This window comes from Kitasatospora sp. NPDC088160, assembly GCF_044741445.1.
Taxonomy (GTDB): domain Bacteria; phylum Actinomycetota; class Actinomycetes; order Streptomycetales; family Streptomycetaceae; genus Kitasatospora.
In genome coordinates, this window is sequence record NZ_JBIUSS010000014.1 from 141,321 (window position 1) to 167,136 (window position 25,816).

Genomic DNA, 25,816 nt, shown 5'->3' on the forward strand with positions numbered 1-25,816 from the left:
ACGCCATCACCCTCGGATTGGATCATGAACACCTCGCCCTTCGCCGTGCCCTGCGACCGGATCGCGATCACCGGCATCGGCTGCCGCCTGCCGGGACACGCCAACGACCACCGGACCTACTGGCGCAACCTCGTCGAGGGTCGGGACTGCCTCACCGCGACACCCGCCGACCGCTACGACACCGGCACGCTCGGCAGTCGGGACCGGTCCAAACCGGGCCGCCTGGTCGGCGGCCGGGGCGGCTACATCGACGGCTTCGACACCTTCGACCCGGACTTCTTCGGCATCAGCCCGCGCGAGGCCGAGCATATGGACCCGCAGCAGCGCAAGCTCCTGGAGGTCAGCTGGGAGGCCCTGGAGGACGGCGGCCTGCGCCCCGGCGAGCTGGCCGGCCGCGACGTCGGCGTCTACATGGGGGCCTTCACCCTCGACTACAAGATCCTCCAGTTCGCCGACCTGGACTTCCGCACGCTCGCCGCGCACACCGCCACCGGCACCATGATGACGATGGTGTCCAACCGGATCTCGCACTGCTTCGACTTCCGCGGCCCCAGCGTCTCGATCGACACCGCCTGCAGCTCCTCCCTGGTCGCGGTGCACCTCGCCTGCCAGAGCCTGCTCCGCGGCGAGACCGAACTCGCCCTGGCGGGCGGCGCGTTGCTGCACATGGCGCCGCAGTACACGATCGCCGAGACCAAGGGCGGCTTCCTGTCCGCCGACGGCCGCTCACGCGCCTTCGACGCCTCCGCCGACGGCTACGTCCGGGCCGAGGGGGTCGGCGTGGTCGTCCTCAAGCGGCTGTCGGACGCGCTGCGCGACGGCGACCCGGTGCACGCCGTCATCCTCGGCAGCGGCGTCAACCAGGACGGGCGCACCAACGGCATCACCGTCCCCAGCGCGGACGCCCAGGTCACCCTGATCGAACGGGTCTGCGCCGAGGCCGGGGTGCTGCCCGGCAGCCTCCAGTACGTCGAGGCGCACGGAACCTCCACCCCGGTCGGCGACCCGATCGAGGCGGCCGCGCTCGGCCGGGTGCTGGGCATCGGCCGCCGCCCGGGCGACCGCTGCTACGTCGGCTCGGTCAAGACCAACATCGGGCACACCGAGGCCGCCGCCGGCGTCGCCGGGCTGATCAAGACCGCCCTGGCCCTCAAGCACCGGCGGATCCCGCCGCACCTCAACCTGGAACGGCCCAACCCCGGCATCGACCTGGCCGCGCTGCCCTTCGACATCCCGACCGCCCCGATCGACTGGCCCGAGCACGACGGACCGGCCCGGGCCGGCGTCAACTCCTTCGGCTTCGGCGGCACCAACGCGCACGTCCTGCTGGAGGAGCCGCCGAGCACCGGGCCCGCCGCCCCGGCCCCGCAGCCGGCCTGCACCGTGCTGCCGCTGAGCGCCAAGGACGCCGCCGGGCTGCCCGAACTCGCCGCCGGAATCCGTCGGGAGCTCGCCGCCGGGGTGCCGCTCGACGACCTCGGCCACACCCTGGCGCACCGGCGCCAGCACCTGCCCGAGCGGCTCGCGGTGGCCTACTCCACTCGGGACGACCTGGACGAGGCGCTGGCCGCCCACGAGCGCGGCGAGGCTCACCCCCGGGTGCTCCAGGGCCGCGCCCGGGAGCGCCAACAGCGCCGTCTCGCCTGGGTGTTCACCGGCATGGGCCCGCAGTGGTGGGGCATGGGCCGGGGCCTGTACGAGAACGAACCGGTCTACCGGGCGGCCGTCCAGGCCTGCGACCGGGAGATCCGCGAGCAGGCCGGCTGGTCCCTGCTCGACGAACTGCACCGCGACGAGGCCGACTCCCGGATGGCCGAGACCTGGCTCGCCCAGCCCGCCAACTTCGCCGTCCAGCTGGGCCTGTCCGCGCTCTGGCGCAGCCACGGCCTGCGCCCCGACGCGGTGGTCGGGCACAGCACCGGCGAAGTCGCCGCGTTCTACGAGGCCGGGGTGTACGACCTGGCCGACGCCGTCCGGGTGGTGCTGGCCCGCAGCCGCCTCCAGCAGCGGCTGGCCGGCACCGGCACCATGCTCGCCGTCGGCCTCCCGGAGGCCGAGGCGGAGCGCCGGATCCGCCCGTACCGCGCCCGGGTCTCGCTGGCGGCCGTCAACAGCCCCTCCACCGTGACCCTGGCCGGCGACACCGACGCGCTGCGCGAACTCGCCGAGGAACTGCGCGGGCAGGAGGTGTTCACCCGCTTCCTGGAGGTCGAAGTCCCGTACCACAGCGTGCGGATGGACCCGATCAGGGACGAGCTGACCGCCGCGCTCGCCGCGCTCAAGCCCAACGAGGCCCGGCTGCCGCTCTACCTCACCGCCCGCGAGGGCCTCGCCCGCGGCCCCGAACTCGACGCCGGGTACTGGTGGCACAACGTCCGCAACCCGGTGCGCTTCCGCGCCGCCGTCGAACGGATGGCCCAGGACGGGCACGGCCTGTTCCTGGAAATCGGCCCGCACCCGGTGCTCGGCCACGCGATCCGCGAGTGCGTCGACGGCGCGCACGCCCTGCCGTCCATCCGCCGGCACGCCGACGAGCCCGCCTGCTTCACCCGGTCGCTCGCCGAACTGCACACCCTGGGCGTCGAACCGGACTGGCGCGCACTGCACCCGGCCGGCCGCCCGGTGCCGCTGCCCGGCTACCCGTGGCGGCGCGACCGGTACTGGGTCGAGCCGAGCGCCGTCCGGCAGGTCCGGCTCGGCGAGGTCGACCACCCGTTGCTCGGCCGCCGCACCGCGAGTGCCCAACCCGCCTGGACCACCGCACTCGACCCCGAGCGGCTGCCCTACCTGGCCGACCACCGGATCGAGGGCCAGATGGTCTTCCCGGCGGCCGGGTACCTGGAGATGGCCGCCCAGGCCGTCCGCGCCCTCACCGGCGGCACCGAGGTGGTGCTCGCCGAGATCGAGCTGAACCGGGCCCTGTTCCTCTCCGACACCGAGCCCACCCCCGTCCAACTCGGCTACGCCCCGGAGGACGCCCGCTTCACCATCGCCTCCACCCCGGTCGGCGGCGAACCGGTGGTGCACGCCGGCGGCCGGGTCCGCACCGGCCAGCGCCGCGCCCACGGGCCGGCGCTGGACGCCGAGGCGATCCGCTCCCGCGGACAGCGCTTCGACGGCCCCGACTGCTACCGGCTCCTGGCCGCCCGCGGCTACGACTACGGGCCCGCCTTCCAGGCCGTCCAGGAGGTGTGGACGAGCCCTGGCGAGGCACTGGCCCGGATCAGCCCGACCGACCGGCTCGGCCCCGAGGCGGCCGACCACCAGCTGCACCCGGTGCTGCTCGACGCCTGCTTCCAGACCCTGCTGGCCACCCGGCTGCTCACACCCGAGGACGGCGGCGTCCGGCTGCCGGTGTCCATCGAGGAGGTCCGGCTCGACCAGGCCGGCGACCGGCCGCTGTGGGCGCACGCCACCGTCACCCGCGAGGGCGGCGGCGAACTCGTCGGCGACCTCGCCCTGTACACCGAGGACGGCACCCCGGTCGGCCGGATCACCGGCTTCCGGGTCGCCGACGTCGCGCAGGCCCCCGCCTCGGTCGGCCTCGCCACCATCGACGGCTGGCTCACCGAACTCGCCTGGACGGACGCCCCGGCCGCGCCCGCCGACCAGGACCTCGGCGACCTGCTGCTGTTCGCCGACGCCGGCGGCCTCGCCGAACGCCTCGCCGCGCTGGCCGCCGAACGCGGCGCCCGCTGCCACCTGGTCCGGCCCGGCACCGACTACCGGCCCGGCGACGGGCGCTCGACCGTCCGCCCGGACTCCGCCGAGGACCTCACCCGGCTCCTCACCGACCTCGGCCCCGGCTACCGCACCGTCGTCCAGCTGTGGAACCTCGACCAGCCCGCCCTCGACACCACCACGGCCGACCGGCTCGACCAGCTCGCCACCCTCGGCGGCTACGCGCTGATCGCCCTCGCGCAGGCCCTGCCCGCCGCCCTCCCGGACGCCCGGCTGCACATCGTCACCCGGGGCACCCAGGCCGCCGCCCCCGACGACCGGGTCGAACCGCTCGGCGCACCCGCCTGGGGCATCGGACGGGTGCTCTGGCAGCAGGAACTCGTCGCCCAGCGCGGCACCCTGATCGACCTCGACCCCGCCGCCGAGCCGCTCGACCAGGCCGAGGCGCTGCTCGCCGAACTCGCCTCCCGGGACGAGCAGGAGATCGCCCTGCGGGCCGGCCACCGCCGCACCAGCCGGCTCCGCCGGGCCGAGGGCCTCACCCGCCCGCTGCCGCCGGTCCTGCGCCCCGACGGCAGCTACCTGGTCACCGGCGCGTTCGGCGCGCTCGGCCGGCTGCTCTGCCGCACCCTGGTCCGGCGCGGCGCCCGGCGGCTGATCCTGGTCGGCCGCACCGCGCTGCCCGAGCGCGACCAGTGGTACCGGACCGACCCCGCCAGCCCGGCCGGGGAGCGGATCGCCTTCCTGCGCGAACTCCAGGCGCTCGGCGCCGAACCGCTGCTCGCCCCCGTCGACGTCACCGACGAGACCGCCCTCGCCGCCTGGCTCGCCGACTACCGGCAACGCCAACGCCCGCCCATCCGCGGGGTGTTCCACCTCGCCGGGCAGGTCAAGGACGTGCTGGTGCCGCAGATGGACCGGGCCGCCTTCGACGCCGGATACGCCCCCAAGGTGGTCGGCGGCCACCTGCTGCACCGGCTGCTGCGCGACGAACCGCTCGACCACTTCGTGCTGTTCGCCTCCGTCGCCTCGCTGCTCACCACCGCCGGGCAGACCAACTACGCGGCCGGCAACGCCTTCCTGGACGCCCTCGCCCACCACCGCCGGGCCGCCGGCCTGCCCGCGCTCAGCCTCGACTGGGGCCCCTGGGCCACCGGCATGATCGAGGAACTGGGCCTGGTCGCCCACTACCGCGACGCCCGCGGCATGAGCTCGCTCCCGCCGGACGCCGGCACGGCCGTGCTGGAACGCGTCCTCGGCCAGGACCGCGCCCAGCTGCTGGTCGCCACCGTGGTCGACTGGCCGACCTTCCTCGCCTGGTACCCCGCGCCGCCGCCGCTGGTCGCCGACCTGGCCGCCGACGCCGCCGAGCAGGCCCCGGCCGAGACCGGCGGCTTCCTGGACGCCTACCGCACGGCGGATCCGCCGACCCGGCACCGGCTGGTCACCGAGCGGTTCACCGCCGCCGCCGCGGCCGTGCTGCGGATCGGCGCCGAGCGGATCGCCCCGGACACCAGGCTCGGCGCGCACGGCCTGGACTCGCTGCTCGCGATGGAGCTGCGCGCCCGGGTGCACGGCGAACTGGGCGTCGCCCTGCCGGTGGTGGCGCTGCTCAGCAACGGCACCGTCGGCGACCTGGTCGACCTGCTCGTCGCCGGCCTGGCCGAGCGGCTCGACGCCGAGGGCGGCCCCGAGCAGGCCGAGGTCGAGCTGCACACCGACGAGGCCCGCTACCCGCTCACCCACAACCAGCAGGCGCTGTGGTTCCTGCGCCAGCTGCACCCGGACGGCTTCGCCTACAACATCGGCGGCGCGGTGGAGGTGCGCGCCGAGCTCGACCCCGAGCTGGTCTTCGCCGCCTTCCGCGCGCTGGTCGCCCGGCACCCCGGGCTGCGGGCCGCCTTCACCGCCGAGGAGGGCCGACCGGTCCAGCGGATCCGCCCGGAGGCGGTGGCCGACACCGGACTGTTCGACGTCGAGGGCCGCCCCTGGGAGGAGATCCACGCGTTGATCGTCGCCGAGTACCGGCGGCCGTACGACCTCGCGAACGACCCGCTGGTCAGGCTGCGACTGTTCCGGCGCGGACCGGACCGCTGGGTCCTGATGAAGGCCGTCCACCACATCGTCTCGGACGCGATCTCCACCTTCACCTTCATCGAGGAGCTGTTCGAGGTCTACGAGGCGCTGCGCCACGGCCGCACCCCCGAACTCCCCGCCGTGGCCGCCCGCTACCTCGACTTCCTCAACCACCAGAACCGCTTCCTGGCCGGCCCCGACGCCCGGCGGATGCTCGACTACTGGCGCGGCCACCTGCCGGCCGAGATGCCCGTCCTGGCCCTGCCCACCGACCGGCCCCGGCCGGCCGTGCAGACCCACAACGGCGCCTCGGCGTTCTTCCGGCTCGACGCCGACCTGACCGCCCGCGTCCACGAGCTGGCCCGCGCGCACCACGCCACCCCGTTCATGGTGCTGCTCAGCGCCTACTACCTGCTGCTGCACCGCTGGTCGGGCCAGCAGGACATCGTGGTCGGCAGCCCCGTCACCGGCCGCACCCAGGAGGAGTTCGCCTCCGTCTACGGCTACTTCGTCAACCCGCTGCCGCTGCACGTCAGCCTGGCCGGGGAGCCGACCGTGTCCGAGCTGCTGGCCCGGGTGCGGGAGAGCGTGCTCGGCGGCCTGGACAACCAGGAGTACCCGTTCCCGCTGCTGGTCGAGCAGTTGGGGCTCCAGCACGACCCCAGCCGCTCGGCGGTGTTCCAGGCGATGTTCATCCTGCTCACCCACAAGGTCGCCGTGGAACGCTTCGGCTACCGCCTGGAGTACATCGAACTCCCCGAGGAGGAAGGGCAGTTCGACCTGACGCTGTCCGCCTACGAGGACCGCGCGGACGGCTGCTTCCACTGCGTGTTCAAGTACAACTCCGACCTCTTCGACGCCGCCACCGTCGAGCGGCTGGCCGCGCACTACCGCAACCTGCTGGACGCCATGACCAGCGCCGGCGCCGACCGCCCGGTCGGCCGGCTGCGGATGCTCGACGAGGCCGAACGCCGCCGCATCCTCACCGGCTTCAGCGGCGCCGACCGGCGGGCGGACCACGACACCCCGGTGCCCGAACTCGTCGCCAAGGCCGCCGCCGAACACCCCGAGGCCGTCGCCGTCACGGCCCCCCGCCCGGACGGCGCCCGCCGCCTCACCTACGGCGAACTCGACCGGCGGGCCCAGCGGACGGCCCTGCGGCTGCGCGAACTGGGCGTCGGCGAAGGCTCGGTGGTCGCGGTCTGCCTGGACAAGTCACCCGAGCTGATCGTCGTCCTGCTGGCGATCTGGCGGGCCGGCGCCGCCTACCTGCCGCTCGACCCCGGACACCCGGCCGACCGGCTCGCCTACCAGGTGACCGACGCCGGAGCGGCCCTCGTCGTGGTTGCGGAGCGGAACCCGTTCGGCACCGAACCGCCCGTCCGCCCCGTCACCCTGGACGAGCTCGACCGGCCCGCCGCCGAGAGCGGCCCGCTGCCCGCCGCCGACCCGGACCGCCCCGCCTACGTCATCCACACCTCCGGCTCCACCGGCCGCCCGAAGGCCGTGCGGGTCGACCACCGCAACCTCGCCGCCGTCACCGCGGGCTGGCGCGCCGAGTACCGCCTCGACACCGAGGCCCGGGTGCACCTCCAGATGGCCGGGACCGCCTTCGACGTGTTCTCCGGCGACCTCGCCCGGGCGCTGAGCACCGGCGGCACCCTCGTCCTGGTCGACCGCGACCTGCTGTTCGACACCGCCCGGCTGTACCGCACCATGCGCGAGGAAGCCGTCGACTGCGGCGAGTTCGTGCCCGCCGTCGCCCGCGGCCTGCTGGCCCACTGCGAACGCGAGGGCCTGCGGCTGGACTTCCTGCGGCTGCTGGTCGTCGGCTCCGACTCCTGGAAGGCCGCCGAGCACCGGCGGCTGCGCGCCCTGTGCGGGCCGGACACCCGGCTGGTCAACTCCTACGGCCTGACCGAGGCCACCATCGACACCAGCTACTACGAGGGCGGCGCGGACGCCCTGGAGCCCGGCCGGATGGTGCCGATCGGCCGACCCTTCCCCAACAGCGCGCTGTACATCCTCGACCACTACGGCGAGCCGGTACCGCCCGGCGTGCCCGGCGAGCTGTGGATCGGCGGCGCCGGTGTCGCCGCCGGCTACCCGAACGACCCGGAGCAGACCACCCGGCGCTTCACCACCCTGGAGCTCGACGGCCCGCCCGTCCGGCTCTACCGCACCGGCGACCTCGGCCACTGGGACGCCCACGGCACCGCCCACCTGCTCGGGCGGATCGACAACCAGGTCAAGGTGCGCGGCCACCGGATCGAGATCGGCGAGATCGAGGCCCACCTCACCGCCCGCCCCGAACTCGCCCAGGCCTGTGTGACGGTCCGTGAGGATTCCACCGGCGAAGCCGTGCTGGCCGCCTACCTGGTCCCCGCCGAGGGGACCACCCTGGACCGCCGGGAACTGCGCCGCCACCTGGCCGAGCACCTGCCCACCGTGATGATCCCCTCCCACCTCACCGAACTGCCCGCCCTGCCGCTCACCCCCAACGGCAAGGTCGACCTGGCAGCCCTGCCCGAGCCCCGGATCGACACCGGCGGCGCGCAGCACGAACCGCCCGTCACCCTCTACGAGATCCGCACCGCCGAGCACTGGAGCAACCTGCTCGGCGTGGCGGAGGTCGGCCTCCAGCACGACTTCTTCGAGCTCGGCGGCAGCTCCATCCGGCTGATCGAGCTGATCCACCACCTGCAGACCGAGTTCAACATCAGCATCCCGGTCGGCCTGCTGTTCAAGGTGACCACCCTGCACGGGATGGCCCGCACGCTGGAGCAGATCATCACCGGCGAGGTCGCCGGCGGCCAGCCGTACCTCTGGTTCAACCCCGGGGCGCCCGAGGGGCGGACGGTGTTCTGCTTCCCGCCGGCCGGCGGCCACGGCCTGGTCTACCGCCAGCTCGCCGCCCACCTGCCCGACCACCGGCTCGCCGCCTTCAACTACCTCACCGGCGACGACAAGACCGCCCGCTACGCCGACCTGGTCGAGGACCTGGAGGAGGCGGGGCCGTACGTCCTGCTCGGCTACTCGCTCGGCGGCAACCTCGCCTTCGAGGTGGCCCGGGAGCTCGAACGCCGAGGCCGTACGGTCAGTTCCGTCCTGGTGGTGGACTCCTACCGGATCCCCGAGCCCTTCGAGCTCGGCGAGGAGCACCTGGCCGTCTTCGAACGCGAACTCCACGAGCACCTGCACCGGCACACCGGCTCCCGGATCGTCGCCCAGGAGACCCTCGAACAGGCCCGGGACTACCTGGCGTTCTGCAGCAGGACCCCCAACCTGGGAGTCCTGAAGGCCCCGCTCAACGTGGTGTGCGAACGGGACCGGCTGGCGCTGCACGCGGGCGGCGAGCACGGCTCCTGGCACGGCGCCTCCAGCGCCGGAACGGCCGTCCACGCCGGGCACGGCAGCCACGCCGAGATGCTGGACGCCGAGTTCGCCGCCCGCAACGCCGAACTGGCGGGCGCCATCCTGGCCGGAGGCACCGCCGATGGCCGGGTCTGAGCGCGGGCCGGACTGGTCGAGCCGGGAGCGGGCCCCCGGCGGCCCGCCCCGGGTCATCGTGATCGGCGCGGGCATCGGCGGGCTCTCCACCGGCTGCTACGCGCAGATGAGCGGGCTGGAGACCCGGATCTTCGAGAAGCACGTGCTGCCGGGCGGCTGCTGCACCGCGTGGTCCCGGCACGGCTACCTGTTCGACTACTGCATCGACTGGCTGATCGGCACCGCCGAGGGCACCGGGGCGAACCAGGTGTGGCGCGAACTCGGCGCCCTCGACGGCAAGTCGATCACCTGCTTCGACGTCTTCAACCGCGTCGTCGACGAACACGGCCGCGCCGTCACCTTCTACGGGGACCCGGACCGGCTGGAACAGCACCTGCTGGCCACCGCCCCCGGCGACGCCAAGCCGATCCGCGCCTTCTGCCGGGACCTGCGCCGCTTCGCCGCCATCGACCTGCCCTGGGACCTCACCCCGCCGCCGCTGCGCGGCCCGGCCGAGCGGCTGCGCACCCTGCGCACCGTGCTGCCCGCGTTCCGGCTCTTCTGGCGGACCGCGACGACCCCGATGAGCGGCTTCGCCGAGCGCTTCCAGGACCCTCTGCTGCGGCGGGCGCTGCCCAACATGTTCCTCCAGGAGCCGGCCGGCTTCCCGCTGCTGCCGTACCTGTACACCCTGGCCGCCGCGCACAACGGCAACACTGGCTTCCCGCAGGGCGGTTCGCTCGGGCTGGCCCGGTCGGTGGAGGAGCGCTACACCTCGCTCGGCGGGGTGGTCGGCTACCGCTGCCGGGTGGAGCGGATCCTGGTCGAGGGGGACCGCGCCGTCGGCGTCCAACTCCGGGACGGCTCCCGGCACTTCGCCGACCACGTGGTGGCCGCCTGCGACGGGCCGACGGTGCTCGACCGGCTGCTCGAAGGCCGCTGGTCCAGCCCCGCCACCGACCGGCTGTACGGCGAGCTGCTGGACAAGCCCGGCAACCTGTACCCGGCCGTGGTCTCGGCCTTCGTCGGCGTGGACGGCCCGCTGCCCGAGGGCGAACCGCACAGCACCACCTACCTGCTGTCGCCCGAGCAGGGCGCCCGGCTGCCCGGCTCGCTCCAGCACAGCCTGGTCGTCCAACTGCGCTCGGACTACGCGGAGGGCTTCGCGCCGCCCGGCAAGTCGGTGCTGCACTGCACCTACTTCAGCGACTACCGCTCCTGGAAGGACCTGCGGGTCCGCGACCGCCGCGCCTACCGGGCGCGCAAGCAGGAAGTCGCCGCGTTCGTCCGGGAGTTCCTGGAGCGGACGTACCCGGGGCTCGGCCGCCGGATCGAAGTCGTGGACGTCGCCTCCCCGGTGACCACCGAGCGGTTCACCGGCAACACCTACGGCAGCATCCTCGCCTGGCAGGCCTTCTCCGAGGCCGAGGACGCCGCCAACCGGCTGGTCAACCGGGACCGGATGCGGCTGCCCGGTCTGCGCGGCTTCTCGATGGCCGGGCAGTGGGCCGGCCTCGGCGGTCTGATCCGCGCCGCCACCAGCGGCCGGTACGCCGCGCAGTACCTCTGCCGGGAGCTCGGCCGGCCGTTCCGGGCCTGGCCCAGTGACAACCAGGAACCTTGGCATGCGGGCAAGTTGGGCAAACTGCCGCAACTCGACCGGGCCACCGTGGGAGTGCCGGAATGACCGGAATGAGTACCAGCAGGCAGACCATGGTGATCGTCGGGGGCGGGCTGGGCGGCCTGTCGACCGGCTGCTACGCACAGATGAACGGCTACCGCACCACCGTCCTGGAGATGCACGAACTCCCCGGCGGCTGCTGCACGGCCTGGGACCGCGGCGAGTTCACCTTCGACTGCTGCGTGAGCTGGCTGCTCGGCAGCGGCCCCGGCAACGAGATGCACCAGATCTGGCTCGAACTCGGCGCGTTGCAGGGCAAGGTGATGCGCAACTTCGACGTCTTCAACGTGGTGCGCACCCGGGACGGGCGCGCCGTCTACTTCTACTCCGACCCCGACCGCCTGGAAGCGCACCTGCTCGACCTCGCCCCGGAGGACGCCCGGCGGATCCGGCAGTTCTGCGAGGGGCTGCGCAAGTTCCGCCGCGCCCTGGTCCGTTACCCCTTCCTCAAGCCGGTCGGACTGATGGGCCGGGCCGAGCGCTGGCGGATGCTCGCCTCGTTCCTGCCGTACTTCAACGTCATCCGGCGCTCGATCACGGTGCTGATGAGCGACTACTCGGCGCGCTTCCGGAGCCCGCTGCTGCGCGAGGCGTTCAACTTCGTGCTCTACGAGAAGCACCCCAACTTCCCGGTGCTGCCCACCTACTTCCAACTCGCCTCGCACGCCGGGCAGTCGGCCGGGGTGCCGGAGGGCGGTTCGCTCGGGCTGGCCCGCTCGATCGAGCAGCGCTACCGGCGGCTCGGCGGCGAGATCAGCTACAACACCAAGGTGGCCGAGATCCTGGTCGAGCAGGACCGGGCCGTCGGGGTGCGGCTGAGCGACGGCCGGGAGATCCGGGCGGACATCGTGGTCGCCGCCTGCGACGGACGCACCACCATGCTGGACCTGCTCAAGGGCCGCTACCTGAACGACACCTACCGCCGGTTGTACACCCGGACCATCACCGAGCCCGGCATGGTCTTCCCCGGCTACCTCACCGTCTTCCTCGGCCTGCGCCGCCCCTTCCCGGCCGGGGACCCGTGCACCACCTACCTGCTGGAGGACGAGGTCGCCGACCGGCTCACCGGCATCCGCCACCCCAGCATCAACGTCCAGTTCCGCAGCCGCCACTACCCCGAGCTGTCGCCCGCCGCGACGACCGTCGTCTACGCCAGCTACTTCTGCGACATCGCCCCCTGGCGGGAGTTGAGCACCGGCCCGGAGCAGGCGCCACGGTTGCGGCGGGGCGAGGAACTGCACACCCTGCCGGTGGGGCGCGGGCGCGAGTACCAGCGCGAGAAGCGCCGGGTGCGGGACGCCATCGTGGAGTTCCTGGACGGGCACCACCCCGGTCTGAGGGACGCCGTCGCCGTCAAGGACGTGTCCACCCCGCTCACCCAGGTCCGCTACACCGGCAACTACGACGGCACGGTGCTCGGCTGGCAGCCGTTCGTGGAGAGCGGCGAGACCCTGGAGGACGAGATCAAGCGCAACGGGCCCGGGCTGCCCGGCCTGGCGAACTTCTACCTCTCCGGCGTGTGGGCGACCACGGGGGGACTGATCCGGGCGGCCGCCGCCGGCCGGCACGTCGTCCAGTTCATCTGCCGCGACGACGGCCGGCCGTTCACCGCTGCCGTGGACGACAGCGCGCCGCCGCCCACCCTGGTCATCGAACCGGTCGGGCCCGCCGACCGGCGGTTTGGAGTCACCTCATGAGGGTCGAGAAGTGGGTCGTCCGCGAGCACGTGGACGGCGTGCCGGACGTCGAACGGATGTACCGGAAGGTGGTCGAGGAGGTGGACGTCCGCCTCGCCGCGGACGAGATGCTGCTGCGGACCAGGTACGTCTCGGTCGACCCGTACCTCCAGGGGATCGCCCTGGACACCCCGATCGGCGACCACATGGGCGCGGACTCCATCATGGAGGTGGTGGAGGCCGGGCCGGACGCCGCCTTCGCCGTCGGCGACCTCGTGCAGGGCTTCGGCGGCTGGCGCACCCACGTGATCAGCAACGGCGCCCCGGCGTTCTGGCAGACCGGCACCTTCCCGATGGTCTTCCCCGCCTACCGGCGGCTGGACCGGAGCGACTACGACGACGCCCTGCCGATCTCCACCGCCCTCGGTGTCCTCGGCGGCCCGGGGATGACCGCCTGGGGCACGGTCGAGAAGTTCCTGGAGGTCCGGCCGGGGGACACCGTGCTGGTCAGCGGGGCGTCCGGGGCGGTCGGTTCGGTGGTCGGACAGCTGGCCCGGCACCGGGGGGCCCGGGTCATCGGCACCACGGCCACCCCGGCCAAGGCCGCCCGGCTGCGTGAGCTGGGCTTCGACGCGGTCCTGCTCTACCGCGACGGCGACGACCCCGAGCGGCTGCGGGAGGAACTCGCCAAGCTCGCCCCGGCCGGCATCGACCGCTACTTCGACAGCCTCGGCGGGGCGCTCACCGACGCGGTCTTCTCCCTGCTCGCCGTGGACAGCCGGGTCGCGGTCTGCTGGCAGTGGGGCAGCCAGGTCGGCGGCGACTGGACGGGCCCGCGGCTGCTGCCGATGATCATGTTCCCGCGCACCACCATCCGCGGCATCTTCTCGCTGGAGTGGTTCACCGAGGAGAACTGGTCGGCGCTGCGGCAGGAGCTGGGCGCCCTCGTCCGCAGCGGGGACCTGGGCTACCAGCAGACCGTCCACCGGGGCTTCGACAACATCCCGGCCGCCTACCGCAGCCTGTACGTGGACCGCTCCGCGAGCCGGGGCAAGGTGCTCGTCGAACTCTGAGCCGGGCGGTCGGCGGGGCCCGGCCGGGGCGGGCGGTTCGTGTGCCCGCCCCGGCGGCGCGCAGGTCAGTTCAGGGTGAACCAGGTGGAGCGGGACTTCTTCCACTCCGGCTGGGCGAGGTCCTTGGCAGCGGTGCCGTCGCCGTACAGGTCGGCGGAGCCGTCGTCGGTGATCAGCTGGGCCCGGGCGCCGGGGGCGTCCAGGTTCGGTACGTCCGGGACGGCCTCCCAGGCGCCGGCGTCGCTGGTCGGCAGGTCGACCAGCTTGACCGGCTGTGAGCCCGACTGCCCGTTCCAGCGGTAGAGGGCGTACGGGGCGGAGTTGTCCTCGGCGGACCAGGAGCCGGCCACGATCAGGTACTGGCCGAGGTCGTTGCGGCGCAGGTCGCGGATGGAGAGACCGCCGAGGTCCAGCTCGACCGGCTCGCCGAAGGTCGCGTGCGAGGCCGAACCGGACAGCAGCGACGGGAGGTTGGTGACCGGGACGAGCAGCGCGCGGCCGCCGGTGACCGCCGGGGTCAGCGGCGCGCGGAAGCCGATGTACGCGGTGGTGGTGCTGCCCGGGGCGAACTCCAGCCCCTCGACGTTGAATCCGTCGATCTGCTTGGGCGCCTGCCCGTCCGCCGCGCCCGCCGCGAAGCCGTAGCGGTCGCCGTGGGCGCCGTCCCAGGCGATCAGGTCGTCGCGCAGGCCGTGGTACGAACCGGCCAGCGAGAGCTGGGTGTCGGCGCCCGAGCCGGTGACCTTCGTGGTGAACACGGTGTGCCGGTCCGGCTTGACCTTGCCGTCCTTGTTGTTGCCGAGCGAGCCCGTCCAGTAGATCGTGTCGCCGACCCGGGCCGCGGCCTCGATGTCGATCTCCTTGGAGACGCCGAGCGCGGAGCTGAAGTCCCAGGTGCGGACCGGCGCGCCGGAGGCGTTGCGGTCGTACAGCCGCAGCACGTTGGACTCGTCGTCGCCGACCAGGATGTAGCCGCCGCCCGCGTCCACCGCGGCGGAGGCGTCGCTGGAACCGGTCAGGTAGCGGCTGGCGGCCGGGAACCGGACGGCGGGGGAGGCCGCGTAGTGCAGGGTGCGGGTCGCGGTCTTGCCGCCCAGGCCGGTCACCTTGATGGTGAGGTCGGTGTAGCCGACGCCCTGCGCGGCGACCGCCAGGGTGCGGGTGCCGCCGGTGCCCGTCACCGCCACGTCGCCGGTCCGCGCGACGGCACTGCGGGTGCTCGCCGAGGCGGCGACGGTCAGCGCCGAGGCCGCGGCCCCGCTCTGCGCCACCGCCACGGACACCGTCGGATCGCCGGTGGCGCCGACCGCGCCGGACAGGTAGCCGGCCGAGAAGGTGATCGTCGGAGTGCCGTACGAGGCCGCGGCGGCCGGGACCACCGGCAGGGCGAGCACGGGCACCGCCGCGACGGCGACGGCCAGCGGGAGCAGACGGCGGGGGGAACGGGACACGGTGACAGCCCTTCGACGCACGGGGAGGAGCGGGGGCGGTGCGGATCCGGACCAGCCTGGGCGGCCGCGGCGAACGCCAACCCTACGCCGGAGAACCGGACGGCGAACAGCAGGCCTCCAACGCCGGGCGTGAGTCGGGGGAGCCCCGTTAGCCGCGGATTCCGGCCGCGTGCAGCCGGCGGCGGACCTCCTCCCACTCCGGGGTGACCGGCGCGGTCGACCGCGCGCCGACGCCCCGGTCCTTGAAACCGCTGGACGTCGACACGCAGACCACCGGCCCCTCGGCCTCCCCGAGGCCCTCGACGCCGCCGAGGCTGCGCAGCCCGGCGAGCCCGGCCGCCGCGGACAGCTCCGTCCAGAGCCCGGAGCGGGCCAGTTCGGCCTGGGCGGCCGCGAGTTGGCCGTCGTCCAGGGTCAGCACCCGGCCGCCGCTCTCGCGGACCGCGACCACGCCCCGGTAACCGCCGACCGGGGAGGCGATCGAGTACGCCTCGCTCGGCCCCACCGTCACCCGGGCCGCCGGCAGGCCCTGGCGGACGGCCAGGGCGAGCGGCGCACCGGACGCGGACTCGCAGGCGACGATGCGCGGCACCCGGTCGGCCAGGCCGAGCCGGTGCAGTTTGCTGAAGCCCTTCCAGACGCCGAAGAGCAGCTCCCCGTAGCCGGTGGGCACGAACACCGCGGCGGGCACGCCGATGTCCCGGAAGATCTCGTACGCGACGGTCTTGTAGCCCTCTGGGCCGTACGCGTGGCCGGTGTGGGTGGTGGTGAGGTTGCTGACCGGGTGCAGGCCCAGCCGGTCCACGACCTGCCGCAGCAGTGGCCAGCGGGCCTCCCACGGCACCGGCAGCACGACGGCGCCGTAGGCGTTGAGGAACGCGTCGACGGCCGGCGGCAGGTCGGGCCCGGTGAACACCACGCAGCGCAGCCCGGCACGGGCGGCGTAGGCGGCGGCGGACGCGCCGTGGTTGCCGGAGGAGGCCACCGCGATCCCGGGCGCGCCGACCCCCACGGCGGCGCTGGTGGTGCAGCGGTTCAGCCGGTCCTTGTGGCTCCAGGTCGGGTTGCGGGCCTCGTCCTTGACGTACACCCCGGGCTCGAGCTCGACCAGCGGCGTGCCACCCTCGCCCAGGCCCGGCGCGAGCAGCGGCGGCAGCAGCGGGGCCCACCGCTCCAGCCCGCCGCGCGGCGCCCCGGCGTCCGCGCCCGGGGCGAACAGGGCGGCCGCGTCGGCCTCGCGGTAGGCGTAGTCGACCTCGACGGGGTAGGAGACGTCCTCGGTGCTGGTGCGGGGACAGCCCGCGGTGAGCGGGGGCCACAACGGGTAGTCGAGGGTGGGATCGCCGAGGGAGCGCTGGCCGGTTGCGAGGGAGCCGTCTGTCGCCATGTCAGGAGCCTAACCGGGCCTGCGCCGCCCGGTCCGGCGGATTCCGGGGCCTGTGGCTGGGGCTGCCGCGCCCCAGGGGCTCCGGCGGGCCGCTCCTGGCTCCTGCGGCCGCTACTGGGCCTGTCGGACGGCCGAGACGTCGAACTCCAGGACGACCTTGTCGCCGACCAGGACGCCGCCGCCCTCCAGGGCCGCGTTCCAGGTCACCCCGAAGTCCTTGCGGCTGATCGTCACCGAGCCCTCCAGGCCCACCCGCAGGTTGCCGTAGGGGTCGACGGCGTTGCCCGTGTACTCGACGTCGATGGTGATTGGGCGGGTGACGTCCTTGACGGTGAGGTCGCCCGTCACCCGGAACTCGCCGTCCCCGCGCGGCTCGACCGCCGTCGTGGCGAAGGCGATGGTCGGGAAGTTCGGCACGTCCAGGAAGTCGTTGGTGCGCAGGTGCTGGTCGCGCTGCTCGACGCCGGTGTCGATGCTCTCCGTCCGGATCGTCACCCGGGCGGTGGAACGGCCCGGGTCGGCGCCGTCCAGGTGGGCGCTGCCCTCGAAGGCGGTGAAGGAGCCGCGGACCTTGGTCACCATGGCGTGGCGCGCCACGAAGCCGATCCGGGTGTGGGCGGGGTCGAGGACGTAGTCCCCGGTGAGCTCGGACAGGGAGACGGTCATGGTCGGCTTACCTCCTGGGCGTGTGTGGGGCCTCTCCGGGGAATCGCGGGGGTCCTAGGGGGCCGCTGACGCCTGGGTCGGCCCCGGACCACGCTAGGTGCTGCGCCCCGTCCCCGCCCGTCGGGCCCGGGCCGCTGTCTTCCACGCGGGTGCCCCCGCCCGGGTGGACGGGGGCACCCGCGGCCGTTTCAGGGCACGGGCTCAGCGGTGGCTCGGGAACTGCACCACCTGCTGGTAGGTCGGACGGTTCTGCCAGGTGGTCTTGTCGTCCGTGACACCGCCGAGCGGGCGCTGGATGATCGTGTCGGCGCACCACTGGTCGCCGGCGGAGCAGTCCGCGTCGCCCGGGTAGACCTGGGCCGGGGTCTGGGCGGCCGCCCGCTTCAGGGTGTCCAGCAGCACGCCCCGGCAGGCCGCCAGATCGCCCCCGCCGCAGTACGGGCGGGCCAGCGGGCCGGCCACCTGGTCTCCCAGGACGGACCGCAGGTCCTTGTCCAGGTAGCTCCACCAGCCGTACTGGAAGGCCGAACCCTTGTGCGGGATCGCCTCGTTGGCGCTCACCGGGCCGCCGCTGCCGGGACCGGTCTGGCCGCCGGAGGGCGATTCGTTGATCTGCAGGGCGCCGGTCAGGGCCGTGAACAGCTGGTCCCCGAGGCCGGGCCGCATGACGCCCTCCGCGACCAGCGGCCACCAGGCGTCCAGGACGCGGATCGCGGCGGCGTCCGCGTAGCCGTGGCTGCCGGGCGACGTCTCCTTCCGCTGGGCGCCGTCCGCCAGCCAGGCCTCCAACTGCTGGAGCGCGGTGGCGGCGGCCGGATCGGTGACGGGGGCGCTGCGCAGCACCCGGATCAGGTCCGGCAGGACGTCCTCGGCGCGCAGGTCGGCCAGGGCGGCGCTCGCCATGGCCTGGGTGAGCGAGACCCGGCTCGCCTTGCCGCCGTTGCGCAGCAGCGCCTTGACCCGGTCGTCGAGCAGGTTGCCGCGGTGCACCGAGCCGTTGCCGAACCCGGCCGAGGTGAAGCCGTCGGCCTGCTTGTTGTTCCAGGAGATGTAGTAGTCCTGGTTGACGGACTGCGGGTGCTCGGCCGCCGGGGTGTACCGGGCGGTGTTGGTCGCGGGGTCGAAGTCGGCCCACTCGTAGGCCGGTTCGGCGCGCAGCGGCAGGCCGGCGTCGACCCCGGGGGCGCGCACCGGGTTGCTGCCGGAGTTGTAGTACGCGATGTCGCGGGAGTCGGCGTAGAACCAGTTGAAGGTGTAGTTGATGTCCTGCGCCGCCTGCTGGAAGCTCGCGGCGTCGTGCACCGCGCCCGGGTCGTTGAGCTCCTGGAAGCCGATGATGGAGTCCGCCTCGTGCCGGTAGGTGGAGCGCAGCGAGGTGAAGGCCACGGGGGCGCCGCCGACCGTGCCGCGGGCGGTCACCAGGCCGTACCTGCTGCGGTACATGACCAGGGTGTAGGAGCCGGCGGCGGTGGAGTCGGCGGTGGTCGGGTTCCAGGTGTTCTTGCGTTCCAGCCGGTCGAAGGGGACGCACTGGCCGTGCCAGAGGTAGGAGTCGGCGGCGGTGGTGGCCGGGGAGCCGTCGGTGGTGCAGAGCGGGACGGCGTAGGTGTCGGTGATGTCCTGCCCGGCGGAGGTGGCGCTCCAGGCGTAGTCCTGGCCGCGGCCGAGCTGCACGTAGAAGCTCAGGCCGGCGAAGGCCGCGCCGCGCGCGCTGATGCCGGGGCCCTGGATCTCCTCCAGCATCAGCAGCTGCGGGGCGAAGTAGCCGGTCTGCGGGCCGAACACGGCGACCGGGTGGCCGTCGTCGGTGTGGGCGCCGGAGACCAGCAGGGCGTTGGACATGCCGTGCTTGGCGGTGAGCAGGTTGCCGGGCAGCACGCCCGGGGCGGCCGTCCTCGCGGCGCCGGCGCCCGTGCCGGTGGCGTCGTAGATCATCCGCTCGGGCACCACCGAGCCGGGGTCGGGCAGTGCCTCGCCCTGCGGGGCGTCGGGGACGGGGGCGTAGGGGAAGCGCTGGCCGTCGTGCAGGGTCTGGACGGCCTCCGGGTCGTCGGCCTCGCGCAGCGACTTCCAGACCGCGTCCCCGGCGTCCTTGCCGTAGCGGGCCTCGGCGGCCGACTTGACCTGGGCGGAGGCGAGTTCACCGCCGCCGCCGGAGCCGAACAGGGCGCCGACCACGGAGGCCAGGGCGACCAGGTCGGTCAGCTTGAACGGTTCGATCGACCCGGCGTTGGTGATCGGGTCGATGTGCCCGGTCAGGTCGTACTCGCCGGGGAAGGTGCGGGCGTTGTAGGACTCCTTGGCGTACTGGTTGATGCCGTCGAGGTAGGCGTTCGCGTCGGTGAGGGCCTGGGCGGCCCGGCCGCCGCGGGCCGCCAGGGCGTCGATCTGCTGTTGCAGTTCCGCCTCGGTGTACGGCGCGGCCTGCCAGAAGCTCTGCTCCAGCTGGCGGTTGGCGGCGGCGCCGCCGGCGAAGCCGGACAGCTGGCCGCGGCCCACGTGCCGGAACAGGTCCATCACCCACAGCCGGTCCTGGGCGGCGGCGTAGCCCGCGCCGTACTCGGTGCCGTAGCGGGTGGTGCCGGTGATGTGCGGGACGCCGGTGGCCTTGTCGCGGACGATGGTGACGTCGGCGCGCGGGCTGATGGTGCTGGCCACCTGGTCGGCGGGGACGCCGAAGGAGGCGTCGTTGAAGAAGTCGCGCAGCTTGGCCTCGGTCAGGCCCGGGTAGCCGGAGGCGAGGGCGGCGTACGGGCCGAGCTGGTCGTCGGTGTGGGCGGGGCGGCTGCCGAACATCCGGTTGAGCAGGATCTCGGCGAGCGTGGCGTTGCCGTTCTCGCCGGGCGGCAGGATGTCCCGGCAGTGGCCGCCGCAGTAGTCGGCCGCGGTGGCGGTCGGGGCGGCGGGGGCGGCGGCGGTGGGGGTGGTGGTCAGGGCGGCGGTGACGAGCAGGGCCGACGCGACGGCGGCGGCCGGGAAGCGCAGGGGGTGGGGGCGTAGGCGCAAGGGGAGCTCCTCCGTCGAAGCCACGGGAGCTCGACGGTAGGGGCGTTACTGACCGGTTGGCTAGTGGCGTGCATGCCATTTCCGGTGGGGCGCGGCCGGGTTGGTGATCCGTCTGGCCGTCTACCGCCCGGCGGCGAGGCGGGTGGCGAGGTGGGCGGCGGCGGTGGCGGGGTCGGTGCGGGGGAGGCGGGGGTGGAGGTCGGCGAGGAGGTGGTGGAGGCGCTCGCGGATCGGGCCGGGGGCGGTGGCCACCGAGCCGGTGAGGACCAGGGGTTCGGTGGGGGCGGCGGTGGCGCGGGCGAGGGCGGCCAGGTGGTCGGCGGCGGTGTCGGCGATGGCGCGGGCGGCCGGGTCGCCCTGCGCGGCGAGCCGGGAGACCAGCGGGGCGAGGGTGGCGAGCCGGCGGGGCGGGCCGGCGTAGGCCCAGCGGAGCAGGGCGTCGGGGGAGTCGGCGGCGCAGCGGGCGCGGACGGCGGTGCCGAGCGGGCCGGCCGGGTCGGCGTGGGCGTGGCGCAGGGCCTCGCGGCCGAGCCAGAAGCCGCCGCCCTCGTCGCCGAGCAGCCAGCCGAGCCCGCCGGTGCGCGCGAGCGTGCGGGCACCGGCGAGCCGGACGCAGATTGCGCCCGTGCCCGCGATCAGGACGGTGCCGTGGCCGTCGGTGACGCCGCCGGAGGCCAGGGCCGGGACGGTGTCGGGGACGAGTCGCACCGGGTGGCGCAGGCCGAGGGCGGCCCGGCAGCGCTCGGCGAACGCGTCCGGGTCCGGTAGGGAGCGGTACCCGGCGAGGCCGATCAGGCAGGCGGCGATGCGGCCCGGGGCGCGGGCGTCGAGGGCGGCCGTGACCGCCGCCGCCAGCCGGTCGAGCGCCGGCTCCGGGCCCTCTCCGGCGGGGTTGGCGCCGGGGCTCTCGCCGCGGCCCCGGACGGCGCCCGCGGCGTCCAGGAGGACGGCGCGGGTGCGGCTGCCGCCGGCGTCGACGCCGAGGTGGAGGGTGGTCATCGGGTGGCTCCGGTGCGGGCTCGGCGGGTGGCCGGGGTGGTGGTGAGCGGCATCAGGTCGGCGGCCGGCGGGGCGCCGCGGACCTGCCCGAGCGGCTGCCGCCGGCCCTCGGGGCTCCGGAGGGGGCGCCCGTGGGCCGACCGGTCCTCAGCGTAGAGGGATCGCGGCGGAAGGGTGGGCGGTCGTCGCCGTGACGGCCGCGTGCGCGGCCGTGACCAGTGCGGGGAGGTGCTGCTCCTCGGTGAGCCAGGCCAGGTGCCCGTCGGGCCGGACCAGGGCGGCGGTGACGCCGAGCCAGGCGGGCCGCGACGCGGCGAGCGGCGCGCTGTGTACCGTCACGCCCGGGCTGGTGGCGTGGGCGAGGGCGGCGAACTCGGTGCCGGCCCGGCCGGTGAGGTCGAGCAGGACGTGGCGGCCCGGGCGCAGCAGCGTGAACAGGCCGGTGCCGTCCGCGGGCCCGGCGGGCCTCAGGTCGGGCGCCCGGGAGCCGGTCAGCGGGTGCGCCCCGCCGGCGGGGTCGGCCGGGTAGGCGGTCGTGAGGCCGGCCGCGCGACCGGCCAGTTCGTCCGAGAACTCGTCGACGCCGGTGATGAGTTCGGCGAGCAGGCCGCGCAGGGCCAGCGTCGTCCGCGAGTGGTCGGTCATCAGCCCGGACTGGGCGTGGGTGGAGCGCAGCAGCTCCACGCCGACCGGGTGGCGCTCGGCGTGGTAGCTGTCGAGCAGGCCGTCGGGGGCGGCGCCGGTGATGGTGCGGGCGAGTTTCCAGCCGAGGTTGGCGGCGTCCTGCATGCCGACGTTGAGTCCGGGCCCGCCGGCCGGGAAGTGCGAGTGCGCGGCGTCGCCCGCCACCAGGACCCGCCCGTGCCGGTACCGGTCGGCCTGGCGGGAGGCGTTGCCGAAGGTGGAGATCCAGCCGGCCTCGCGCATCCCGAAGTCCGTCCCGGTGATCCCGCGGACCTTGGCGCGCAGCTGCTCGAAGGTCAGCGGGCCGGGCTTGGTGTGGACGGTCGCCGTGTCGTTGCCGACCACCCGGTGCACCCCGCCGGGCAGCGGGAAGACCATCACGGTGCCCTGCTCGTTGGAGACGGAGCGCCAGCGCGGTGGCGCGTCGAGCACGGCGTCCGCCATCCAGGCCCAGGCGGTGGCCGGGGTGCCGGGGAAGCCGATGCCCGCCGCCTCGCGCACGGTGCTGCGGGTGCCGTCGCAGCCGACCAGGTAGGCGGTGCGCAGCCGGTGGGGGCCGTCCGGGCCGTGGACGTGGACGGTGACCGCGTCGTCGCCTTGGTCCAGCCCGGTGACGCGGTGTCCGCGGAGCAGCCGGGCGCCGGTCGAGCGGAGGTGTTCGGCCAGCAGTGCCTCGGTGCGCACCTGGGGGAGTGCGAGCGTGAACGGGTACGGCGTGTCCAGCCGACTGAAGTCCAACCGGGGCGGCAGTGCGGCGAAGTGCCCGCCGGGGATTCGGACGCCCTCGGCGAGGAAGGGCTCCACCAGGCCGCGGCAGGCCAGCAGTTCCAGGGTGCGCGGGTGCACGGTGGTGGCCCGCGAGTGCGGGTCGGGTTCGGTGCGGCTCTCCAGCACGGTGACCTCGATGCCCTGCAGCCGGAGTTCGGCGGCGAGCCAGAGCCCGACCGGGCCCCCGCCGGCGATGACGACCTGTTCCATGACTCATCCCTCTCTTGGTCAGTGACCAATGACTTGGCTCCAGTAGACTAGGTCAGTGACCAAGAAGCAAGCCCCGGACGCCCCCCGGACCCGACTCGACTCCGACACGGTGGTCCGCGCCGCCCTCGACCTGCTGGACGACAAGGGCGCCGCCGCCGTCTCCGTGCGCGGCGTCGCCGAACGGCTCGGCGTCCGGATGAACACCGTGCTCTGGCACGCCAAGACCAAGGGCCGCCTGCTGGAACTCATGGCGGACGCGATCGTCGGTGAGATCCCGCTCGACGACCTGCCCGCGCCCTGGCGCGAACGGGCCCGCGAGCTCGCCCACCGCTACCGGCGGTGCCTGCTGGCCCACCGTGACGGCGCGGTCATCGTCGCCGGCACCTACGCCGCCGAGTCCGGCACCCTGCGCTTCACCGACGCCATGATCGCCGCGCTCCTCGACGGCGGACTGGACGAGCGCCACGCGTCCTGGGTGTTCTGGACCATCCAGTACCTGACCCTCGGCCTGGCCCAGGAGGAGCAGGCCCTGGCCGCCCAGGACGGCGTGCACACCCTCGGCCCGGCCCTCGCCGGCGGCGACTACCCGGCGCTCGCCCGGGTCGCCCCGCACCTGGAGGACGCCGCCTTCACCGAGCGCTTCGAGTTCGGCCTCTCCCGGATCCTCTCCCCGTCCGGCCCCACCGCCCCCTGAATTCCCAGCAGCCGCCCCTCGTTGCCCCGGCCGCTCCACACGCCCCCCCTCGGGACCGCCTTTACCGGTGCTCGGCGAGCGGCGGGTGGGACGGCCGATCGGCCCTGTGGCGGCAGGTATTCCACCGATCGGCGGCGATTTTCGGCCCTCCTCCCGCACCGGGCGATCCCGGCCGCGCCGCCCCGCCGGATCGGCCCCCGCCGTTCCCCGGCCCGGGAACCCGCTGGGCAGGCGCGAGATCACCGTTTGTGAGGCTTGCCTAACCTGCTCCCCGCCGTGACCGGAGGGCGCTGTCCGCTTCCCGGTGTTGGCCGGATCGGGCGGCACGCGGACTTCTTGACAGGCGGGAGCCCATACGCCGAAGCTCATCGCAGTTGGCGAATTTCTCACCGAACTCCCGCTCCGCTTCGGCCTCTTCACGAGGCGTTTTTCTCAGCAGTGGCTTCGTCATGAGGGAAAGTGAGATCCGCTTGACGTTCGTGACCGCGGAAACCCGCGCGGAACCGGCCCGCCCGGTGAAAGCGAGACACCGGGACAGCGGCGTTCCGGACCACGGGCGGATGTACGGGCGGGCCGATGTCGAATTCCACACCACAGTGCGGGAATTCGGGTTTCCCGACCGCGCCGCCCCGGCGCGCCCCGTCCCGGCGTGCCCCGCGCACGTGACCGCACCTCCTCCGGCGACGGCCTGATCCGGAGGGCCCCGCCCGGCGCGGACGACCGCACCGGGCCGCCCGCCCCTGCCCGTCCGGCCCCGACCCGTCGCCGCCGTACCACCACCGCCTCCGTACCACCGTGTCCGTACCACCGCACGGAAGGAACAGCCATGTCGCAGAACACCTGGGACAAGGAACCGCGCCCCGCCAGGCTGGAGGAACGCCTGGACGACGGCGTGGTCCGATGTCATCTCAGCCCCCGGAACTGCCGGATCCGCCCCGGCCAGCACGGATTCTGCATGGTCCGGGCCAACCGGGACGGCCGCCTGGTGACCCTGAACTACGGGCGCTCGGTCCACGCAACCGAGGAGACCATCGAGACCGAGGCGGTGTTCCACTACGCGCCCGGCGCCCGGATCCTCTCGATGGGGAACGTTGGCTGCATGCTCAACTGCGACTACTGCCACAACTGGAAGACGTCGCAGGCGCGCCACGTGGAGGACAAGGACGTCTACCACTACACGCCCGAGGAGGTCGTGGACATCGCCGTCCGGCACAGCGTGAAGGTGATCTCCTGGACCTACAACGACCCGGTGGTGTGGCACGAGTTCGTGGTGGAGACGGCCGCCCTCGCCAAGGCGGCGGGAATCGTCAACCTCTACAAGTCCGCGTTCTTCATCAGCGGCGAGGCGATCGAGGAACTGATCCCGGTGATCGACATCTTCTCGGTGTCGATCAAGTCCCTGGACCCGAAGTACTACCGGAAGATCACCAAGGGCTGGCTGGAACCGGTCCTGGAGGGCACCGAGCAGGTGTTCCGGGCCGGGAAGCACGTCGAGGTCTCCACGCTGATGGTCACCGACCTCAGCGACGACGAGGCGACCGCCCGGGACATGGCGAGGTTCGTCGGCGAGCGGCTCAGCCCCGACGTGCCCACGCACTTCGTGCGCTTCCACCCGGACTACAAGATGACCAACACCATCCGCACCCCCGTCGACCGGCTGGAACGGGCCCGCAAGGTCGCCATGGACATGGGGCTCAACCACGTCTACCTGGGGAACGTGTACGACACGGAGTCGACCAACACCTGGTGCCACCGGTGCGGGCAGCTCCAGATCACCCGCTACGGCCTGAACGCCGACCTGGTCGGCCTGGACGCGGCCGGCGCCTGCATCGGCTGCGGCGCCCGCTCGCCGATCGTCCTGCTGCCCGACGCCCGCCCGCGCGCCCGGGTGCCGGAACTCCCCGCCGCCGAGGGCCTGGACCTGGCCCGCTTCGACTGGCACGGCGACGTCCGCGCCCTGCACGTCCAGGTGCGCAACACCTCCGCCGCGCCGGTTCGGGCCTACCACCGCCGCTACGGCGACCCGGCCGCGGAGCAGGGCTGGCAGGTCATCGACCTGGCCCCGCAGGAGAGCTTCCGGTACATCGCGGCCAAGAGCACGGCGGGCGAGGTCGGCGTCCAGGTGGCCGTACCTCCGCAGTGCACCTCCAGCCTCCACCAGGTCTTCGACCGCGCGCACTTCCCGACCGTGGAGGCCTCCGCCGGAACGCTGAACGAGGACGTCTCGCCGCTGCCGCTCTTCCAGCCCCGCGCTAGGTCATGACCGGGCCCGCGA

Annotated in this window: 12 protein-coding genes; 6 read left to right on the forward strand and 6 right to left on the reverse strand. The window is 74.0% G+C overall.

Going from position 1 to position 25,816, the window contains the following annotated elements; translation table 11 throughout:
- Nucleotides 1-24 precede the first annotated feature (24 nt).
- Genes ACIOGZ_RS23015 through ACIOGZ_RS23030 form a run of 4 tightly spaced genes read left to right on the forward strand, consistent with a single transcriptional unit; the run spans nucleotide 25 to nucleotide 13,676 of the window.
- Nucleotides 25-9,267, forward strand: a complete 9,243-nt coding sequence (locus tag ACIOGZ_RS23015) for an amino acid adenylation domain-containing protein (protein WP_400987008.1) — start codon at nucleotides 25-27, stop codon at nucleotides 9,265-9,267.
- A complete protein-coding gene (locus tag ACIOGZ_RS23020) occupies nucleotides 9,254-10,933 on the forward strand; it encodes a phytoene desaturase family protein (RefSeq protein WP_400987009.1) in 1,680 nt (559 codons plus the stop codon). The genes ACIOGZ_RS23015 and ACIOGZ_RS23020 overlap by 14 nt, the downstream gene beginning before the upstream one ends.
- A 5-nt stretch (nucleotides 10,934-10,938) precedes the next feature.
- Entirely contained in the window at nucleotides 10,939-12,624 is a 1,686-nt protein-coding gene (locus ACIOGZ_RS23025) for a phytoene desaturase family protein (RefSeq protein WP_400328666.1), read from the forward strand.
- Nucleotides 12,621-13,676, forward strand: coding sequence for an NADP-dependent oxidoreductase (locus ACIOGZ_RS23030; protein ID WP_363628389.1), 1,056 nt, complete (start codon nucleotides 12,621-12,623; stop codon nucleotides 13,674-13,676). Before ACIOGZ_RS23025 ends, ACIOGZ_RS23030 begins: the two co-directional genes overlap by 4 nt.
- A gap of 65 nt (nucleotides 13,677-13,741) precedes the next feature.
- Here the strand turns inward: ACIOGZ_RS23030 and ACIOGZ_RS23035 are convergent, their stop codons facing one another.
- The 6 genes from ACIOGZ_RS23035 to ACIOGZ_RS23060 all read right to left on the reverse strand — a co-directional run bounded on the left by ACIOGZ_RS23035 (nucleotide 13,742) and on the right by ACIOGZ_RS23060 (nucleotide 22,847).
- Nucleotides 13,742-15,127 carry a hypothetical protein gene (locus tag ACIOGZ_RS23035; RefSeq protein WP_400987010.1) on the reverse strand — a complete coding sequence of 462 codons (1,386 nt, stop codon included), beginning with the start codon at nucleotides 15,125-15,127 and terminating at the stop codon, nucleotides 13,742-13,744.
- A 148-nt stretch (nucleotides 15,128-15,275) separates the two neighbouring features.
- Entirely contained in the window at nucleotides 15,276-16,514 is a 1,239-nt protein-coding gene (locus ACIOGZ_RS23040; RefSeq protein WP_400987012.1) for a pyridoxal-phosphate dependent enzyme, read from the reverse strand.
- Nucleotides 16,515-16,625: 111 nt separating this feature from the next.
- Nucleotides 16,626-17,180 carry a YceI family protein gene (locus ACIOGZ_RS23045; protein ID WP_400987013.1) on the reverse strand — a complete coding sequence of 185 codons (555 nt, stop codon included), beginning with the start codon at nucleotides 17,178-17,180 and terminating at the stop codon, nucleotides 16,626-16,628.
- A gap of 201 nt (nucleotides 17,181-17,381) precedes the next feature.
- Complete coding sequence (locus ACIOGZ_RS23050) at nucleotides 17,382-20,186, reverse strand: penicillin acylase family protein (protein WP_400987015.1); 2,805 nt, start codon at nucleotides 20,184-20,186, stop codon at nucleotides 17,382-17,384.
- A 120-nt stretch (nucleotides 20,187-20,306) separates the two neighbouring features.
- Nucleotides 20,307-21,185 carry an N-acetylglucosamine kinase gene (locus ACIOGZ_RS23055; RefSeq protein WP_400987017.1) on the reverse strand — a complete coding sequence of 293 codons (879 nt, stop codon included), beginning with the start codon at nucleotides 21,183-21,185 and terminating at the stop codon, nucleotides 20,307-20,309.
- A gap of 147 nt (nucleotides 21,186-21,332) precedes the next feature.
- Entirely contained in the window at nucleotides 21,333-22,847 is a 1,515-nt protein-coding gene (locus tag ACIOGZ_RS23060; protein WP_400987019.1) for an FAD-dependent monooxygenase, read from the reverse strand.
- A 55-nt stretch (nucleotides 22,848-22,902) separates the two neighbouring features.
- On the opposite strand from ACIOGZ_RS23060, the gene ACIOGZ_RS23065 reads away from it, so the two are divergent.
- Together ACIOGZ_RS23065 and amrS are read left to right on the forward strand one after the other, a co-directional pair.
- Nucleotides 22,903-23,541 carry a TetR/AcrR family transcriptional regulator C-terminal domain-containing protein gene (locus tag ACIOGZ_RS23065; protein ID WP_400987021.1) on the forward strand — a complete coding sequence of 213 codons (639 nt, stop codon included), beginning with the start codon at nucleotides 22,903-22,905 and terminating at the stop codon, nucleotides 23,539-23,541.
- A gap of 826 nt (nucleotides 23,542-24,367) precedes the next feature.
- Nucleotides 24,368-25,804: an AmmeMemoRadiSam system radical SAM enzyme gene (gene amrS / locus ACIOGZ_RS23070; RefSeq protein ID WP_400987023.1), complete on the forward strand. Its 1,437-nt coding sequence runs from the start codon at nucleotides 24,368-24,370 to the stop codon at nucleotides 25,802-25,804.
- Nucleotides 25,805-25,816: the final 12 nt, after the last annotated feature.

Excerpts from the sequence above, each read along its gene's own strand:
- ACIOGZ_RS23025 (WP_400328666.1), top strand. The coding sequence starts at position 10,939 with ATGAGTACCAGCAGGCAGACCATGGTGATCGTCGGGGGCGGGCTGGGC.
- ACIOGZ_RS23040 (WP_400987012.1), bottom strand. The coding sequence starts at position 16,514 with ATGGCGACAGACGGCTCCCTCGCAACCGGCCAGCGCTCCCTCGGCGAT.
- ACIOGZ_RS23015 (WP_400987008.1), top strand. The coding sequence starts at position 25 with ATGAACACCTCGCCCTTCGCCGTGCCCTGCGACCGGATCGCGATCACC.
- ACIOGZ_RS23060 (WP_400987019.1), bottom strand. The coding sequence starts at position 22,847 with ATGGAACAGGTCGTCATCGCCGGCGGGGGCCCGGTCGGGCTCTGGCTC.
- amrS (WP_400987023.1), top strand. The coding sequence starts at position 24,368 with ATGTCGCAGAACACCTGGGACAAGGAACCGCGCCCCGCCAGGCTGGAG.
- ACIOGZ_RS23055 (WP_400987017.1), bottom strand. The coding sequence starts at position 21,185 with ATGACCACCCTCCACCTCGGCGTCGACGCCGGCGGCAGCCGCACCCGC.
- ACIOGZ_RS23045 (WP_400987013.1), bottom strand. The coding sequence starts at position 17,180 with ATGACCGTCTCCCTGTCCGAGCTCACCGGGGACTACGTCCTCGACCCC.
- ACIOGZ_RS23020 (WP_400987009.1), top strand. The coding sequence starts at position 9,254 with ATGGCCGGGTCTGAGCGCGGGCCGGACTGGTCGAGCCGGGAGCGGGCC.
- ACIOGZ_RS23030 (WP_363628389.1), top strand. The coding sequence starts at position 12,621 with ATGAGGGTCGAGAAGTGGGTCGTCCGCGAGCACGTGGACGGCGTGCCG.